The organism is Serratia sp. FDAARGOS_506 (genome assembly GCF_003812745.1).
Lineage (GTDB): Bacteria > Pseudomonadota > Gammaproteobacteria > Enterobacterales > Enterobacteriaceae > Serratia.
In genome coordinates this window covers 2,305,134-2,321,953 of record NZ_CP033831.1, presented here as the reverse complement: position 1 = coordinate 2,321,953, position 16,820 = coordinate 2,305,134, and the positions used below count along the sequence as shown (strand labels likewise).

The following is a 16,820-nucleotide window of genomic DNA, read 5'->3' as shown; positions in this document are numbered from 1 at the left end:
GAACTGAAGGCGGAAGCTGATTATGACTGACAACCCGTTATTGGTGCTGCGCGAGCGCATCAGCGCACTGGACTTGAAACTGTTGGCCCTGCTGGCGGAACGCCGTGAGCTGGCGATCGAAGTCGGCAAGACCAAACTGCACTCTCACCGCCCGATCCGCGACAAAGAGCGCGAACGCGATCTGCTGGATGCGCTGATCGCAGCCGCCAAGCCTTACGACCTGGACGGTTTTTACGTCACCCGCCTGTTCCAACTGATCATCGAAGACTCCGTCCTGACCCAGCAGGCGCTGCTGCAGCACCAGCTCAACCCCGTCAGCCAACACTCCGCCCGCATCGCCTTCCTCGGCCCGAAGGGCTCTTATTCACATCTGGCGGCGCGACAATACGCCGCACGCCATTTCGATCAGTTGATCGAATGTGGCTGCCAGAAGTTTCAGGATATCTTCGCCCAGGTGGAAACCGGCCAGGCGGACTACGCGATTCTGCCGATCGAAAACACCAGTTCCGGCTCGATTAATGAGGTGTACGACCTGCTGCAACACACCAGCCTGTCGATCGTTGGCGAACTGACCAACCCGATCAACCATTGCGTTCTGGTGGCCAGCGACAGTGATTTGAGCCAAATTGAAACCGTCTACAGCCACCCGCAGCCGTTCCAACAGTGCAGCCAGTTCCTGAACCGCTTCCCGCACTGGAAAATCGAATACACCGAAAGCACCGCCGCCGCGATGGAGAAAGTCGCCAAGCTGAATTCACCGAAGGTGGCGGCGCTGGGCAGCGAAGCCGGCGGCGCGCTGTACGGGCTTCAGGTGCTTGAACACAACCTCGCCAATCAACAGCAGAACATCACCCGCTTTATCGTCCTGGCGCGTAAAGCGATCGACGTCTCCGAACAGGTGCCGGCCAAAACCACGCTGATCATGGCGACTGGCCAGCAATCCGGCGCGCTGGTCGAAGCGCTGCTGGTACTGCGCGACAACGGCATCATCATGACCAAACTGGAGTCACGCCCGATCAACGGCAATCCGTGGGAAGAGATGTTTTATATCGATGTGCAGGCCAATCTGCGTGCCGACGCGATGCAAAAAGCGCTGCGCGATTTGACACCAATCACCCGCTCGCTGAAGGTACTGGGCTGTTACCCCAGCGACACCGTAGTGCCGGTCAACCCATCCTGAAACCATAAAAAAGGGTTCGGCCAAGCCGAACCCTTTACGTTTTATCGTCCGCGTTTTACTGCCGGCTGTCGTTAGCCTGCCGCAACAGCGTGCGGCTCTCCACCAGGAAGCGCTGGGCGTAATCGCCGAACCAGTGCTCAACCTTACGGAAACTGTCGATAAACGCCTGTTTGTCGCCATGCTCTAACAGCTTTATCGCCTCGCCAAAGCGCTGGTAGTAGCGTTTGATTAACGCCACGTTCTCCTCCGACGACATAATGATGTCGGCATACAGCTGCGGATCCTGCGCGAACAGGCGGCCGACCATCGCCAACTCCAGCCGATAAATCGGCGAGGAGAGCGCCAGCAGCTGCTCCAGCTGCACGTTCTCTTCCGCCAGGTGTAACCCGTAGGCGAAGGTGGCGAAATGCCGCAGAGCCTGAATAAACGCCATGTTCTGATCGTGTTCGACCGCACTGATGCGATGCAGCCGCGCCCCCCACACCTGCAGCTGTTCAAGCAACCACTGATAAGCCTCCGGCTGACGGCCGTCGCAGTAGACCACTACCTGCTTCGCCACGCTGCCCACGTCCGGGCCGAACATCGGGTGCAGCCCCACTACCGGGCCGCTGTGCGCCGCCAACATCGCATGCAGAGGACGATTCTTCACCGACGCCAGATCCACCAGAATGCAGTCGTCGGGCAATGGCGGCAGGCGGCTTATCACCTGCTCTGTCACATGGATCGGCACGCTGACGATCACCATGCCGGCGTCTGCCAACAGCTGTTCCGCCTGCGGCCAATCTTCCTGATCCAATACCCTGACCTGATAACCCGACAGCGTCAGCAGACGGTTGAACAGCCGGCCCATTTGGCCGTTGCCGCCGATAATGACGATCGGCCGCAGCTGCGGACACAGGGTTTTAAAGCCTTTATCGTTCTCGCTGACGTACGATTCACGCATCACGCGGCGCAAGACGTCCTCGATCAAATCCGGCGGCACGCCGAGGTTTTCCGCCTCTTGACGGCGCGAGGCCAGCATCGCCGCCTCGCGCTCCGGCACATAAACCGGCAAACCGTGGCGGCTTTTCACCTCCCCCACTTCCGCTACCAAATGCAGGCGCTTTGCCAGCAGATCCAGTAACGCTTTATCCACCTCGTCGATTTGATCGCGCAACGCGGTCAGTTCTGCCACCATAACTTACTTTTCTCCCGTGCGTGCCGTCAGCGCAGCGCCGAGTTCCTGATGCATATGACGCAGCAGCGTTTCCGTGCACTCCCAGTCGATGCAGGCGTCGGTGACGGACACACCGTAACGCATGTCTGCACGCGGCTGTTCGGAAGACTGATTGCCCTCATGCAGATGGCTCTCCAGCATAATGCCGGTAATCGAGCGGTTGCCTGCTTTGATCTGCTCCACCACGGACTCGGCCACCGCCGGCTGACGGCGATAGTCTTTATTTGAGTTGCCATGGCTGCAATCTATCATCAAGGATGGATGGAGTCCCGCCTCGAGCATCTGTTTTTCACAGGCCGCAACGTGCTCGGCGCTGTAGTTCGGGGTTTTACCGCCGCGCAGGATCACATGCCCGTCCGGGTTGCCCTGAGTCTGCAGCAGGCAAACCTGACCCGCCTGGTTGATGCCGACAAAGCGGTGCGGCATGGCGGCGGCGCGCATGGCGTTGATGGCGGTGCCCAAACTGCCGTCAGTGCCATTTTTGAAGCCGACCGGCATCGACAGGCCCGAAGCCATTTCGCGGTGGGTCTGCGATTCGGTGGTGCGTGCGCCGATCGCCGACCAGCTGAATAAGTCCCCCAGGTACTGCGGACTGTTCGGATCCAACGCTTCGGTAGCCAACGGCAAGCCCATGCCCACCAGATCCAGCAACAGGCGACGCGCGATATGCAAGCCTGCTTCAACGTCAAACGAACCGTCCATGTACGGATCGTTGATCAAACCTTTCCAGCCGACAGTGGTTCTGGGTTTTTCAAAATAGACGCGCATAACGATATACAGCTGATCGCTCAAGTCAGCCGCCAGGGTTTTTAAACGACGGGCGTAGTCCAGCGCCGCATCCGGATCGTGGATCGAACAAGGCCCGCACACCACCAACAGGCGATGATCGCGCCCCTGCAAAATGTTGGCGATGGTGTTACGCGCGGTGGCGATTTCATTTTCGTCGTCGGCGCTAAGCGGGAACTGGTTCTTCAGCTCCTCCGGGGTGATGAGAACCTGTTCTGCACTAATGTGTACGTTATTGAGCGCGTCTTTTTGCATGATGCTATTCCTGTCGTTTGGCGTTATGCGTTGAAATGGAACATTGAGCGTTACAGGGCTCTACCTTATCATGCAATGTAAAGTTTTCAATCCAATTTCCGTAAATAAAAAATTACCGTAACTTTTCCCGTGTAAACGCCTTTAAACAACCGCTGCCAAAAACATAAAAATAACAATAAATATAATAAGTTAATTAAAACAAGCATCATCACTTCATCGGTGAATGCCATTCGGGCAAAAAACCACTTAATGTAAAATAAATTGTACACTTAATTTTACATGAAAGGCACACCACCCGCCTGAGTGCCCAAAAACGGACAAAGGTCGCCCCCCGCCGAAATCAGCACGAAATGCTGCTGAAAGCGATGAGTTTAAGTAGAAGAAAAGCGAATAAATGAGGGATAAAATTTAAAAACTTAAGCTAATGGCGGCTATTTTTGTCGCCGAAATGAACCGATATAATGTGACCGACATCAACAATAACTCCCCTTAACTACTGGATCCAAAATGCTCTCTTCTCGCGCTCGTCGCGCTTTTCCGCTGTATATTTGCTGCTTAACGACTTTCACCAGTGTTTCAGCCCTCGCCGACAATACGCTTTTCACCGCGATGGACGATCCTGCCACCGCCAAGAAACCGTTCGAAGGCAACGTACAGGCGGGCTACAACGCCCAATCCGGCAATTCGCAGAGCTCCACCCTGCTGGCCAATACCAACATGACCTGGTTCAATACCGACGCGGCATATAGCCTGTGGGGGGCGGCCAACAACACCACCTCCTCCAACGTGCGCTCGTCCGAAAAGTACCAGGCCGGTGGCCGTACACGTTATAACCTGACCGATCGCAACTACCTGTTTGGCCAAGCCAGCTGGCTGAGCGACCGTTTCAACGGTTATGACTCACGCTCCACGCTGACCGGCGGTTACGGCCGTCAAATCCTCAACGGGCCGCTCAGCGACCTGCGGGTGGAATTCGGTCCCGGCGTACGGCATGACGAATACCACGGCGGCGGCCGTTCGACGAAAGGGCTGGCCTACGGTGCGGCCAACTATTCCTATCAGCTGACCGACAACACCAAGTTCATTCAGGGCGTTTCCGCGCTGGCGAACGAGGAAACCACGCTGAACTCGGAAAGCGCGTTGAACGTGGCGATCAACGATCGCTTCTCACTGCGCGTGGCCTACACCGTGACCTACAACAGCAAACCGCCGGCCTCAGCGCCGAAGAGCACCGATACCACCACTTCGGTCACGCTGGTCTACGGCCTGTAACCTCCCCCCAGACTCTCTCGAAGCCCATCATCGATGGGCTTTTTTTATGCCTGCAGCCCTCTCTTGCACAATCTGCTAAAAATATTCATCACACCCATTGACGACTTTAGCAAATAGCTTAATACTGTATGCATATACAGTAATTATCATATAGCCTTGGGGTATGCTGGATTTCGATAGCGAGTGGTCAGCAACGCATCGATAGCCCCAGTTCCGAGAGGCTGTAAACAAAGCGAGCATAAGCTATGGAGAAAATCACCTCATTCATCACCTACGCCATGGCGCTGTTTCTCGCCTGGCTCGGCAGACTCTCTCCGCAGGATATTGCCTTTTTAGTCGGTGCGGCGGTAGGAATCGGCACGTTTCTGGTGAACTGGTACTACCGGCGTAAAAGCCTGCAGATCTTGAAGGCCATCGAGCGCAATGCGGCATCACGGAGGAAAATTTACGATGAGTGCAATCGTTAAGCGCTGCAGCGTCGCCGCCGTTTTGGCCATCGCCGTGCTGTTGCCGTCATTTGGCGAGCTGCAAACCTCAGAAGCCGGCCTTAGGCTGATCGCCGATCTCGAAGGTTGCCGCCTGTCGCCTTACCAGTGCAGCGCCGGTGTGTGGACACAGGGCATTGGGCACACTGCCGGCGTCATCCCGGGCCAGGCAATCGATGAACGGAAAGCCGCGGTTAATTTGGTAGACGATGTTCGCCGCACCGAGCGCGGCATGGCCGCCTGCCTGCCGCAAACGCTCTCACAAGAAACCTATGACGCGGTGATCGCCTTCGCCTTCAACGTGGGCATCAGCGCCGCCTGCCACTCCACGCTGGTCACGCTGCTGCAGCAGCGCCAGTGGCAACAGGCTTGCGATCAGTTGCCGCGTTGGGTTTACGTAAACGGAAAGAAAAACAAGGGGCTGGAACAGCGACGCGCCACGGAACGCGCACTGTGCTTGCAAGGCATTGCCTCATCATGACGGGCTCGCTCGCCTAAGTGGTGTGGTGATGCCACAACAATTTCACTTAATTTGTTCAAGGGGGTTCTTATGATGCACTGTCCACTATGCGGTCACGTGGCCCACACTCGCTCCAGTCGCTATCTGAGTGAGTCGACCAAAGAGCGTTACCATCAATGCCGCAACATCAACTGCAGCTGCACGTTCGCCACGCACGAATCCGTTGCACGGGTAATCGTTAAGCCTGGCGATGATATTGTGCCGGCGCAGCCGCACCCGCCAGAGAATCAGCATAAACAAAGCGCCGCCGCGCTGTAATGCAAAAAGCCTGCTGATGCAGGCTTTTTAATGTTGCTACAACGTGGCCAACTCTCGCAAATGCAACTCGGCTCGATTTTCAGATAAAAAAAGGGGTTGGCATAAGCCAACCCCTGATAACTATTAACTTTTGGATGCAGCGTTAGCCAACGCGGTTCAGACGCTCTTTGATACGAGCAGCCTTACCAGTACGCTCACGCAGGTAGTACAGTTTAGCTTTACGAACGGCACCACGACGTTTAACAGTAATGCTGTCGATTACTGGGGAGTGAGTCTGGAATACGCGCTCAACACCTTCGCCGTTGGAAATCTTACGAACAGTGAATGCAGAGTGCAGACCGCGGTTACGGATAGCGATAACCACGCCCTCGAATGCCTGCAGACGTTTTTTGCTACCTTCAACGACCCATACCTTCACTTCCACGGAATCACCCGGACGGAATGCAGGTACGTCTTGTTTCATCTGCTCTTGTTCAAGTTGCTTAATAATGTTGCTCATAATATGTCTCTTACCCTAGGTAAACTGATATATCGGGCCCGTCTGATGTCAGACGTTTCCTTCATAGTCCTGTTGCCTGGCCTGATGTTCCCGTTGGAACTCAGCCAGCAACACCGCTTGCTCGTCAGTCAGAGCTAGGCTTTCTAGAAGTTCAGGTCTTCTAAGCCAGGTTCGGCCCAGCGACTGCTTTAAGCGCCAGCGACGTATCTCGGCATGGTTGCCCGACAGCAGAACCGACGGTACTTCCATCCCTTCCAACACCTCTGGGCGGGTATAGTGCGGGCAGTCCAGCAATCCATCGGCGAAGGAGTCTTCCTCCGCTGAGGCCTGATGGCCCAGCACACCCGGTATGAAACGGGCGACTGAATCAATCAGGGTCATCGCCGGCAGTTCCCCGCCGCTGAGAACGTAATCGCCGATTGACCATTCTTCGTCAATTTCGGTTTGGATTACGCGCTCGTCTATCCCTTCGTAACGGCCGCACACCAGAATCATCTTCTGATTGGCCGCCAGTTCGCACACGCCGGTTTGATCCAGCTTGCGCCCCTGAGGTGACAGATAAATCACCTTTGCTCCCTCGCCTGCCGCTGCTTTCGCCGCATGAATGGCTTCCCGTAAAGGTTGCACCATCATCAGCATTCCCGGGCCGCCGCCATAAGGGCGATCGTCCACGGTGCGATGCCGGTCGTAGGTGAAGTCGCGAGGACTCCAACACTGCACGCTCAGCAGGCCATTTTTTACTGCCCGGCCAGTCACCCCGTAATCGGTGATAGCGCGGAACATCTCAGGAAACAGGCTTACAATACCGATGAACACAAGCCAATCCCCTTACCGTTATTCCACTTGCTTCGACCGTTTGATCCGGGGGTCAAAAACCAGGATCCCAATCTGCCTCAATCACGCGGGCAGTGAGATCGACTTTCTTGATAACCTGCCCATGAAGAAACGGAATCAACCGCTCCTTCATGCCGAACGCATCTTTCAGGTTCGCTTTCACAACCATCACATCATTCGAGCCGGTTTCCATCATATCGATGACTTTACCCAGCTCATAGCCGGCGGTGGTGACTACCTGGCAGCCCATCAGGTCTTTCCAGTAGTAATCGTCACCCTCCAGCGGAGGAAGTTGCTCAGAATCCACCATAATCTCGCGATTAGTCAGCAGATTCGCCGCGTCCCGATCGTCAATGCCTTTGACCTTGATGATCAGATCCTGACTGTGGCGCTTCCAGTCTTCCAACTCGATATGCTGCCACTGACCCGCCTGCTGGATAAACCACGGCTGATAGTCAAAAATGCTTTCGGCGTTCTCGGTGGATGAAAACACTCTGAGCCAACCACGAATGCCGTAAGCGGACCCCATTTTACCGAGTACAATCGGCTGCTTAGGCGCTACCGGTTTGAGTTGCTTGCTCATTGCCACCACCGCGACAGATTAAGCTGCTTTCTTAGCGTCTTTGATCAGCGCGTGAACGCGATCAGAAACGGTTGCACCCAGACCAACCCAGTGCTCGATGCGGTCCAGGTCCAGACGCAGTGCTTCAGCCTGACCGGAAGCGATCGGGTTGAAGAAGCCTACGCGCTCGATGAAACGACCATCACGAGCGTTGCGGCTGTCGGTCACTACTACTTGATAGAACGGACGCTTTTTAGCGCCGCCACGTGCCAAACGAATTGTTACCATAACATCCTCTTTAGTTAATAAAACAGCCGGGCCCCATTGAGGGACGGGGCCCGGTTGCAATATAAAAAGCCCGAAAATTTTACTCATTTTGGCGCAAAAAGCAATCTAAAGCGTCGATCGCAGGGGACAACTTTTGCAGCCTGTCAAATTTCGGGCGGTTTTCACCGCGAACGGCGAATGCAGAAAGCGCCCGCACTCGGCGTGCGGAGGCTCATCAGCGGCCTGGGAAGCCCGGCGGCATCATGCCTTTCATGCCGCGCATCATCTTCGCCATACCGCCTTTCTTCATCTTCTTCATCATACGCTGCATTTCGTCGAACTGCTTAAGCAAGCGGTTGACGTCCTGCACCTGCATGCCGGCCCCCATCGCGATGCGGCGCTTGCGCGAGCCCTTGATGATTTCCGGTTTGGCGCGCTCTTTCAGCGTCATCGAATTGATGATCGCCTCCATGCGCACCAGCACTTTATCGTCCATCTGCGACTTGACGTTGTCCGGCAGCTGGCCGGCGCCCGGCAGCTTGCTCAGCATGTTGGCCATGCCGCCCATGTTGCGCATCTGCTTGAGCTGCTCCAGGAAGTCAGTCAGATCGAAACCGTCGCCCTTCTTCAGCTTGTTGGCCAGCTTCTCCGCCTGCTCGCGGTCGACCTTGCTTTCGATATCTTCGATCAGCGACAGCACGTCGCCCATGCCCAGGATGCGTGATGCCACACGATCCGGGTAGAACGGCTCCAGTGCTTCGGTCTTCTCGCCCACGCCGAGGAATTTGATCGGCTTGCCGGTAATATGACGGATGGACAGCGCGGCACCGCCGCGCGCATCGCCGTCGACCTTGGTCAGCACCACGCCGGTCAGCGGCAGCGCTTCGTTAAACGCCTTGGCGGTATTGGCGGCATCCTGGCCGGTCATGGCGTCGACCACGAACAGGGTTTCCACCGGCTTGATCGCCGCATGCACCTGTTTGATCTCGTCCATCATCGCTTCGTCAACGTGCAAACGGCCGGCGGTATCGACGATCAGTACGTCGTAGAACTTCAGCTTGGCCTGTTGCAGCGCGCGATTGACGATGTCGATCGGTTTTTCTTTGACGTCAGACGGGAAGAAGTCGATACCGACGCCTTCCGCCAGCGTTTCCAGCTGTTTGATCGCCGCCGGGCGATAAACGTCCGCGGAAACCACCAACACTTTCTTCTTCTGCTTTTCCTTCAGGAATTTGCCGAGCTTACCGACGCTGGTGGTTTTACCGGCGCCCTGCAGGCCCGCCATCAGCACCACCGCCGGCGGCTGGGCCGCCAGGTTTAGCTCGGTGTTCACTTCGCCCATCGCGGCGATCAGCTCGCCTTTGACGATCTTGACGAACTCCTGCCCCGGCGTCAGGCTCTTGTTGACTTCATGGCCGACCGCGCTCTCTTTGACGCGATTGATGAAGTCGCGCACCACCGGCAGCGCAACGTCCGCTTCCAGCAATGCCATGCGCACTTCACGCAGGGTTTCCTTGATATTTTCTTCGGTCAGCCGCCCGCGGCCGCTGATATTGCGCAACGTGCGCGACAGTCGATCGGTTAAATTTTCAAACATCGTCTCATGCTCAACGTGTAATGACAGGCCGCTCCGGCGACACAATTGCGCCGATGATAACACGAAGCGCGGCGGATCTCTGCCTCAGCGTTGGAGATAGGTTGGAGTGAAACGCGCGCAACGTTATACTGACACTCCAATTAACCACGCCGAAGCAAAATTAAACGCTATGCCAGTTTTCTCCATTGTGGCTTTGATGGCCTACCTGCTCAGCCTTGGACTGATCATTCCCAGCTTGTTGCGGAAGAACAGCGCATACCGTCGGCTTGCCCTCGTCTCGGCAGTGGTGGCGCTGATTTGTCACGCCATCGCGCTGCAGCAGCGCATCTTTGACGTCAGCGCCGGGCAGAATCTCAGCCTGCTGAACATTGGTTCCATCGTCAGCCTGATCATCTGCTCGGTGATGACCTTCGTCGCTTCGCGCGATCGCGGCTGGTTCCTGCTGCCAATCGTCTACAGCTTCGCGATGATCAACCTGGCCTTCGCCAGCTTTATGCCCGGCGAGTTCATCACTCACCTGGAAGCCAGCCCGGAACTGATGGTGCATATCGGCCTGGCGCTGTTCTCTTACGCCACCCTGATCATCGCCGCACTCTATGCCTTGCAGCTCGCCTGGCTCGACTACCTGTTGAAAAACAAGAGGCTGACCTTCAGCGCCGACATGCCGCCGCTGATGAGCATCGAGCGCAAGATGTTCCATATCACCCAGATTGGCGTGGTGCTGCTGACGCTCACCCTGTGCACCGGCCTGCTGTATATGGATAATCTGTTCAGCAAAGAGAACGTGCATAAAGCCGTGCTGTCGATCATGGCCTGGTTCGTGTATATCGTGCTGCTGTGGGGCCATTATCATGAGGGCTGGCGCGGCCGCCGCGTCGTCTGGTTCAGCTTCGCCGGCGCCTTCCTGCTGACGCTCGCCTACTTCGGCAGCCGTCTGATTCAGCAGGTAATGGTGCACTAAGCCAGCCCGGTTAATTCTCCCTCTCTATAAGGAATACTGCATTGGAGCATGTGTCGACGGGGACTCTCATCATTATCCTGGTGATCATGATCGTGGTCTCTGCTTACTTCTCCGCTTCCGAGACCGGCATGATGACGCTCAACCGTTATCGCCTGCGCCACCTGTCCAAACAGGGTAACCGTTCAGCACGTCGGGTGGAGAAGCTGCTGCAAAAACCGGATCGGCTGATCGGCCTGGTGCTGATCGGCAACAACCTGGTCAACATCCTCGCCTCGGCGCTGGCGACCATCGTCGGCATGCGGCTGTATGGCGATCTCGGCGTGGCGATCGCGACCGGCATACTGACCTTCGCCGTGCTGCTGTTCGCCGAAGTGCTGCCGAAGACCTTCGCCGCGCTCTATCCGGAACGCATTGCCTTCCCCAGCAGCGTCCTGCTGGCTCCATTACAAAAGGTGATGTTCCCGCTGGTCTGGCTGCTCAACGGTATCACCAGCCTGACCTTGCGCCTGTTCGGCATCCGCACCAACGTACGCATCAGCGACGCCGTCAGTAAGGATGAGCTGCGCACCATCGTGCGCGAATCCCAGTCGCAAATCTCTCGCCGCAATCAGGACATGCTGATCTCGGTGCTGGATCTGGAAAAAGTGACGGTTAACGACATCATGGTGCCGCGCACCGAGATCGTCGGCATTGACGTCAATGACGACTGGAAGTCGATCATGCGCCAGCTGACCCACTCGCCGCACGGTCGCATCGTGCTGTATCGCAGCTCGCTGGACGACGCGATCGGCATGCTGCGCGTGCGCGAAGCCTACCGCCTGATGACCGAGAAAAAAGAGTTCAACAAAGAGAACCTGCTGCGCGCCGCCGATGAGATCTACTTCGTGCCGGAAGGCACGCCGCTCAACGTGCAGCTGGTGAAGTTCCAGCGCAACAAAGAGAAGGTCGGTATCGTGGTCGACGAATACGGCGACATTCAGGGTCTGGTCACGGTAGAAGACATTCTCGAAGAGATCGTCGGCGACTTCACCACCTCGATGTCACCGACGCTGGCGGAAGAGGTCACGCCGCAGAGCGATGGCTCGGTCTTGATCGACGGCACCGCCAACGTGCGCGAGCTGAACAAGGCCTTCAACTGGACTCTGCCGGCCAACGAAGCGCGCACCGTCAACGGCATGCTGCTCGAAGAGCTGGAAGAGATCCCTGAAACCGGCACCCGGGTGCGTATCGGCCATTACGATATCGACATCCTCGACGTGCAGGGCAACATGATCAAACAGGTGCGGGTCACGCCGATCACCTCGCTGCAGTCCAGCGTCGGCCAGCACTGACCGCCGGCCTGAAAGTAAAAAAGACGCGAAATCGCGTCTTTTTTACTTTCTGCGGGAAACTCGCGGCTAGATATGCAGTTCCTGCAGCTTCTCTTTCGGCAGCGCCAGCTCGTCGTTGTGGTTAACCACCACGCCGTTATCCAGGATGTGCTTGGCGATCTCCTGCGCTTCTTCCAGCGAGTGCATATGGTAAGTGCCGCACTGGTATTCGTTCAGCTCAGGGATTTTGCGCTGGTCAGTCACTTTCAGCACATCGGCCATCGCCGCTTTCCACGCATCGGCTACGCGCTGCTCTTCCGGCACGCCGATCAGGCTCATGTAGAAACCGGTACGACAGCCCATCGGGGAGATGTCGATAATCTCCACGCCCTGGCCGTTCAGGTGGTCACGCATAAAGCCGGCGAACAGGTGCTCCAGCGTGTGAATGCCGCGCTCGGGCATCACTTCCAGGTTCGGGCGGCAAAAGCGCAGATCAAACACCGTAATGGTATCGCCATGAGGCGTTTTCATGGTTTTCGCAACGCGGACAGCCGGAGCTGCCATACGGGTATGATCGACGGTAAAGCTATCCAGCAATGGCATTTCGCTACCTCCTCGTAAAAGAGCATTTATTTCGAAACTTTTTTCCTAACCGGGAAACCTTTTCCAACCCTGCGAGTCTGAGTATGTGAAAGACGCGCATTTGTTATCATCATCCCTGTCATCAGAGATGCATATTTGGCCACATTGATGTGGCCTTTTCCTTTTTCAGCTTCCGCCGTTTTGCTTCAGGAACGCTTCAAAGCTTAGCGTATCATTGGCTTCTATGTCGCGTTGGCGCTGCCACGAGGCTTCCCGCTCTTTATCCAGCTCGGCTTCGTTCAGGATTTCCAAGGGCTCTTCCAGCAACGTCTGGCGATACTGCTCCGCCAGCTGCAAACCGACGCGCCCGGTGCCTTCCGCCTTCATCGCTTTCAGAATGCGCGCGGAGAAAGTCAACTCAGGATCGTCGAACGCGGCGACCAGCTCATCACACACCTGCTGGTATTGACGATTGCCGGCTTCGCCGTCCAACACTTCCGCCACCCGACGCAGATCGGCGAATAACGCCTTGCCCACTTTTTCGAGCGGTTCATGGCTGGCGCCACAGCCGATGCCGATGGTCTGACCCGGCTTGCGCCCTTCCAGGATCACTCGATTCCAGTTCTTGCGCGTGCACAGCAATTCATCGCTGCTCATCTCCGGCGCATCGGCCAGCGCGCACCACACCAGGAACAGATCCAGGAAACGTGCCTGCACCGCATCCACGCCGATCGGGGAGAACGGGTTGATGTCCAGCGAGCGCACTTCGATGTATTCGATGCCGCCGCGCAGCAGCGCGTCCGACGGCGTCTCGCCGCTTTTGGTCACACGCTTCGGCCGGATCGGCGCATACAGCTCGTTCTCGATTTGCAGCACGTTGCTGTTCAGCTGCAGGTAGCGATCGCCCTCTTTCACGCCCAGCTTGGCGAACTCTTCGGAAGGCGTAGCGATCGCCCGCTTCAGACCGGCTACATAGCTGTGCAGATCGTTGAAGGTGATGCCCAGATTGCTCTGCGACTTGTTGGTGTAACCCAGGTCGCTCAGACGCAGTGAGGTGGCGTACGGCAGGTAGCACATCCCCTGCTCGGTGCGCTCGAATGGCAGGCTGGTCTCGCGCCCTTTGAGGAACGAAGAACAAATGGCCGGCGACGCGCCGAACAAATACGGGATCACCCAGCCGAAACGGTAGTAGTTGCGGATCAGGCGGAAATACCCCGCCGAAATTTGCTCTTTACCGCTTTCTGCGTCCTGCACGCCGGCCCAGGCCTGCCAAAACTCCAGCGGCAGCGAGAAGTTGTAGTGCACGCCGGAAATGGTCTGCATCAGCGCGCCATAGCGATTCTTCAGCCCTTCACGGTACAGCGTCTTCATGCGGCCGATGTTCGACGAACCGAACTGAGCCAGCTCGATATCCTGCTCGGCTTCGATAAAGCACGGCATGCTGAGTGGCCACATACGCTCATCGCCGATATTGCGCGCCACGTAACGATGAATATCGCGCAGGAACGTCAGCAGGTGATCGATATTGTCATCAACCGGCGTAATGAACTCTAACAACGCTTCGGCGAAATCCGTGGTGATCCAGTGGTGCGTCAATGCCGCGCCCAACTTTTCCGGATGCCCGGTGGTCGCCAAGGTACCGTTCGGCGTGACCCGCAGCGTTTCACGCTCGATGCCGCGACGAATGCCTTTTAATGCCTGGGGATGGGCTTCCAACCAAGAAAGCGCCTGTGATACGTCCGGGATCAAATTGACCTCCCGCTTCTAAAAACAATAACTCGTAAGCATACTGAATCCGCACCCGAGAGAATATTGAGTTATATTCACTTGGTTACTGCCACCAGGCGATGCCCTGTACCGTTATCATAGCCAAAACGATGTAACGCAGCGCCTTTCCGATACACAGAAACAGCGCGACAGAGCCCCAGGGCATGCGCAGCCAACCTGCCAACACGCACAACAAATCGCCTACCACCGGCACCCAGCTGAGCAGCAGCGCAGCCGGGCCGAAGCGTTGCAACCACCCGAGCGCCGTAGCCAGCCCCCGCTGTGGTTTCAACGCCGGTAACAGGCGCCCGATAATGACATTGGTCAAGCCACCCAGCGTGTTGCCCAAGGTCGCGGCCAGCACCAGCAACTCCGGCGAGACGCGACTTTGGGTCAGCAAGGCGACCAGAACGATTTCTGAATTTCCCGGCAGCAGCGTCGCACTGAGGAAGCTACTGCCAAATAACGATATTACGGCTAGCGTACTACTCACAGCGTACGGACGTCTACCACGGCCATACCGGCACTTTTCGCCGCCTGAATGCCGAAATCGGCGTCTTCAAACACCACGCATTTTTCCGGCGCCACGCCGATCAGTTCGGCACAGCGCAGGAAGGTGTCCGGCTCCGGTTTATGGCGCTGCACGTCGTCCGCACCGACGATCGCGTCGAAGCAGTTGAACAGGCCGAGATGACGCAGCAGCATTTCCGCCATGCGGTGCTCGCTGCCGGTACCGACCGCCATCGGACGGCGGCCATGATAGGACTTCACCACCTCGATCAGCGGCAATGGACGCACGCTGTCCAACAGCATTGCTTCCACCGCGCGGGTTTTCTCCGCGGCCAGGTGATGGGGATCGAGGTCGGCCTGATGGCTGGCGATAATCGCCTGGGCGATGCGCCAGGTCGGTGAACCGCTCAACGCCACCATGGCCGCTTCATCAAACGTCATGCCATAACGGGACAGCACTTCACACCACGCTTTGCGGTGCGTTGGCTCGGTGTCCAGAATCGTGCCGTCCATGTCGAAAATAAGACCCTGATAACGGTCGTACATCGTTACTCCATGATCGTTGAGGAAAGAAAACTACTTTAGCGTAAAGCCGTTGGGTTGTCGCTGACTGCGTCATAACGGAATGTGCTGTGCCCGATAGGGTGCAAAGGAGGGAAGAGAGAATGGCTAAATACTGAAAAGCGAAAAACCCGCCGAAGCGGGTTTCTCTTAGATGGTGCATCCGGGAGGATTCGAACCTCCGACCGCTCGGTTCGTAGCCGAGTACTCTATCCAGCTGAGCTACGGATGCATGTCTGTTTTTACTGCTTGCCTGCTTCGCTAATGAAGCCAGACTGAAAGAATAGTGCATCCGGGAGGATGATTCGGCGCTAGCGCCTCACCCTTCGGGCCGTTGCTAAAGCAACGTTATCCTCCCTGAGGTACACTTTCTTTTTACTGCCCGCCTGAAGATTTCTCTTCGCGATACGGGAAGTGAAGAATGGTGCATCCGGGAGGATTCGAACCTCCGACCGCTCGGTTCGTAGCCGAGTACTCTATCCAGCTGAGCTACGGATGCACAGTAATTCTTTGATACCCTATGGTACTTTGTTCCCAACTCTACCATACGGCTAATATGGTGCATCCGGGAGGATTCGAACCTCCGACCGCTCGGTTCGTAGCCGAGTACTCTATCCAGCTGAGCTACGGATGCAAATGGCGGTGAGGCGGGGATTCGAACCCCGGATGCAGCTTTTGACCGCATACTCCCTTAGCAGGGGAGCGCCTTCAGCCTCTCGGCCACCTCACCAAACGCTTCTTTCGAATTGTGCCTAACTTGCTTTAGAGAAGCTCATCGGCACTGCGTGGCGCACATATTACTTTCTCCGACTTTTAAGTCAAACAATTTTTCCCAACTCATGCGCGTTTGCACAATTCGCACCCAACATGGGCGATTTCACGGCAAAAAGGGCGTTTTATCAACAGGCAACCGCAGCGTCTGTAGCAACAAAGCAGGAAACTAACCGGGAAAATAATCGCGAAAAAGAAGAGGGAAAGCGAAGGAAGTGGGTAAAACGATGCAGTAGCGTCTCGTCTGGCAACGAGACGCTGCTTCGGAATCAGTAAGTCGTCTGCTGAGACTTCTCTGCCTGAATGCGCTGATAGATTTCTTCACGGTGAACCGAAACCTCTTTGGGGGCATTCACACCAATACGCACCTGGTTGCCTTTCACCCCTAGCACAGTGACCGTAACCTCATCGCCAATCATGAGGGTTTCACCAACTCGACGAGTCAGAATTAACATTCTTTGCTCCTTGAAAGATTAAAAGAGTCGGGTCTCTCAGTTTCCCCGTCATTATCCATCATATGTGGTGAAAACGTAAGCCGCGCAACCCACAATAAGTGTAAGCAGACTTGGTCCCACCTCAGATAATGGTAAGTTTAGCCGACCTGAAAAACTTTGTTCCCGCAATTGT

At 56.3% G+C, this 16,820-nt stretch carries 19 protein-coding genes and 4 tRNA genes; 7 read left to right on the top strand and 16 right to left on the bottom strand.

Going from position 1 to position 16,820, the window contains the following annotated elements; all coding sequences use genetic code 11:
• The first annotated feature begins 22 nt into the window (after positions 1-22).
• Entirely contained in the window at positions 23-1,180 is a 1,158-nt protein-coding gene (pheA, locus tag EGY12_RS11170) for a bifunctional chorismate mutase/prephenate dehydratase (RefSeq protein ID WP_123893617.1), read from the top strand.
• Between the two features lie 55 nt (positions 1,181-1,235).
• On the opposite strand, the gene tyrA is transcribed toward pheA, so the two are convergent.
• Together tyrA and EGY12_RS11160 are read right to left on the bottom strand one after the other, a co-directional pair.
• Positions 1,236-2,357, bottom strand: a complete 1,122-nt coding sequence (gene tyrA / locus EGY12_RS11165) for a bifunctional chorismate mutase/prephenate dehydrogenase (RefSeq protein ID WP_016929015.1) — start codon at positions 2,355-2,357, stop codon at positions 1,236-1,238.
• 3 nt (positions 2,358-2,360) lie between these two features.
• Positions 2,361-3,437 carry a 3-deoxy-7-phosphoheptulonate synthase gene (locus tag EGY12_RS11160; RefSeq protein ID WP_123893615.1) on the bottom strand — a complete coding sequence of 359 codons (1,077 nt, stop codon included), beginning with the start codon at positions 3,435-3,437 and terminating at the stop codon, positions 2,361-2,363.
• A gap of 507 nt (positions 3,438-3,944) precedes the next feature.
• Here EGY12_RS11160 and EGY12_RS11155 point away from each other — a divergent pair.
• The 4 genes from EGY12_RS11155 (at position 3,945) to EGY12_RS11140 (ending at position 5,972) form a co-directional block, all read left to right on the top strand.
• Positions 3,945-4,709: a YdiY family protein gene (locus EGY12_RS11155; RefSeq protein WP_148085319.1), complete on the top strand. Its 765-nt coding sequence runs from the start codon at positions 3,945-3,947 to the stop codon at positions 4,707-4,709.
• Between the two features lie 245 nt (positions 4,710-4,954).
• Entirely contained in the window at positions 4,955-5,176 is a 222-nt protein-coding gene (locus EGY12_RS11150) for an HP1 family phage holin (RefSeq protein WP_038871804.1), read from the top strand.
• Positions 5,160-5,675 (top strand): lysozyme, encoded by a 516-nt coding sequence (locus tag EGY12_RS11145; RefSeq protein ID WP_123893612.1) that lies wholly within the window; start codon positions 5,160-5,162, stop codon positions 5,673-5,675. Before EGY12_RS11150 ends, EGY12_RS11145 begins: the two co-directional genes overlap by 17 nt.
• Positions 5,676-5,744: 69 nt before the next feature.
• Positions 5,745-5,972: an ogr/Delta-like zinc finger family protein gene (locus EGY12_RS11140; protein ID WP_016929021.1), complete on the top strand. Its 228-nt coding sequence runs from the start codon at positions 5,745-5,747 to the stop codon at positions 5,970-5,972.
• 142 nt (positions 5,973-6,114) lie between these two features.
• On the opposite strand, the gene rplS is transcribed toward EGY12_RS11140, so the two are convergent.
• From rplS to ffh, 5 genes are all read right to left on the bottom strand, one after another.
• Positions 6,115-6,471 carry a 50S ribosomal protein L19 gene (gene rplS / locus EGY12_RS11135; RefSeq protein WP_004932484.1) on the bottom strand — a complete coding sequence of 119 codons (357 nt, stop codon included), beginning with the start codon at positions 6,469-6,471 and terminating at the stop codon, positions 6,115-6,117.
• A 48-nt stretch (positions 6,472-6,519) separates the two neighbouring features.
• A complete protein-coding gene (trmD, locus tag EGY12_RS11130; RefSeq protein ID WP_123893610.1) occupies positions 6,520-7,287 on the bottom strand; it encodes a tRNA (guanosine(37)-N1)-methyltransferase TrmD in 768 nt (255 codons plus the stop codon).
• A 52-nt stretch (positions 7,288-7,339) separates the two neighbouring features.
• Positions 7,340-7,888 (bottom strand): ribosome maturation factor RimM, encoded by a 549-nt coding sequence (rimM, locus tag EGY12_RS11125; RefSeq protein ID WP_019455135.1) that lies wholly within the window; start codon positions 7,886-7,888, stop codon positions 7,340-7,342.
• Positions 7,889-7,906: 18 nt separating this feature from the next.
• Entirely contained in the window at positions 7,907-8,155 is a 249-nt protein-coding gene (gene rpsP / locus EGY12_RS11120) for a 30S ribosomal protein S16 (RefSeq protein ID WP_004932501.1), read from the bottom strand.
• A 214-nt stretch (positions 8,156-8,369) separates the two neighbouring features.
• Entirely contained in the window at positions 8,370-9,731 is a 1,362-nt protein-coding gene (gene ffh, locus EGY12_RS11110; protein WP_004932504.1) for a signal recognition particle protein, read from the bottom strand.
• Positions 9,732-9,900: 169 nt separating this feature from the next.
• Here ffh and EGY12_RS11105 point away from each other — a divergent pair, with 169 nt between their 5' ends.
• Together EGY12_RS11105 and EGY12_RS11100 are read left to right on the top strand one after the other, a co-directional pair.
• Entirely contained in the window at positions 9,901-10,692 is a 792-nt protein-coding gene (locus tag EGY12_RS11105) for an inner membrane protein YpjD (RefSeq protein ID WP_048232699.1), read from the top strand.
• A 41-nt stretch (positions 10,693-10,733) separates the two neighbouring features.
• Positions 10,734-12,023: an HlyC/CorC family transporter gene (locus EGY12_RS11100; RefSeq protein WP_148085318.1), complete on the top strand. Its 1,290-nt coding sequence runs from the start codon at positions 10,734-10,736 to the stop codon at positions 12,021-12,023.
• Positions 12,024-12,089: 66 nt separating this feature from the next.
• Here EGY12_RS11100 and luxS read toward each other — a convergent pair whose 3' ends face one another.
• The 9 genes from luxS to csrA all read right to left on the bottom strand — a co-directional run bounded on the left by luxS (position 12,090) and on the right by csrA (position 16,648).
• Positions 12,090-12,605 (bottom strand): S-ribosylhomocysteine lyase, encoded by a 516-nt coding sequence (gene luxS, locus EGY12_RS11095; protein WP_004932513.1) that lies wholly within the window; start codon positions 12,603-12,605, stop codon positions 12,090-12,092.
• 165 nt (positions 12,606-12,770) lie between these two features.
• Positions 12,771-14,333: a glutamate--cysteine ligase gene (gshA, locus tag EGY12_RS11090; RefSeq protein ID WP_123893606.1), complete on the bottom strand. Its 1,563-nt coding sequence runs from the start codon at positions 14,331-14,333 to the stop codon at positions 12,771-12,773.
• 82 nt (positions 14,334-14,415) lie between these two features.
• The gene (locus EGY12_RS11085) at positions 14,416-14,844 is read right to left on the bottom strand and encodes a YqaA family protein (protein ID WP_004932520.1); all 429 of its coding nucleotides are present in this window, start codon (positions 14,842-14,844) and stop codon (positions 14,416-14,418) included.
• Positions 14,841-15,407 carry a fructose-1-phosphate/6-phosphogluconate phosphatase gene (yqaB, locus tag EGY12_RS11080; protein WP_123893604.1) on the bottom strand — a complete coding sequence of 189 codons (567 nt, stop codon included), beginning with the start codon at positions 15,405-15,407 and terminating at the stop codon, positions 14,841-14,843. The genes EGY12_RS11085 and yqaB overlap by 4 nt, the downstream gene beginning before the upstream one ends.
• A 170-nt stretch (positions 15,408-15,577) precedes the next feature.
• Positions 15,578-15,654 (bottom strand) — tRNA-Arg (locus tag EGY12_RS11075).
• Positions 15,655-15,844: 190 nt separating this feature from the next.
• A tRNA-Arg gene (locus EGY12_RS11070) sits at positions 15,845-15,921 on the bottom strand.
• A 58-nt stretch (positions 15,922-15,979) separates the two neighbouring features.
• Positions 15,980-16,056, bottom strand: a tRNA-Arg gene (locus tag EGY12_RS11065).
• 3 nt (positions 16,057-16,059) lie between these two features.
• Positions 16,060-16,152, bottom strand: a tRNA-Ser gene (locus tag EGY12_RS11060).
• A 310-nt stretch (positions 16,153-16,462) separates the two neighbouring features.
• On the bottom strand, positions 16,463-16,648 hold the full coding sequence (gene csrA / locus EGY12_RS11055) for a carbon storage regulator CsrA (protein ID WP_004091602.1): 186 nt from the start codon (positions 16,646-16,648) through the stop codon (positions 16,463-16,465).
• Positions 16,649-16,820 lie beyond the last annotated feature (172 nt).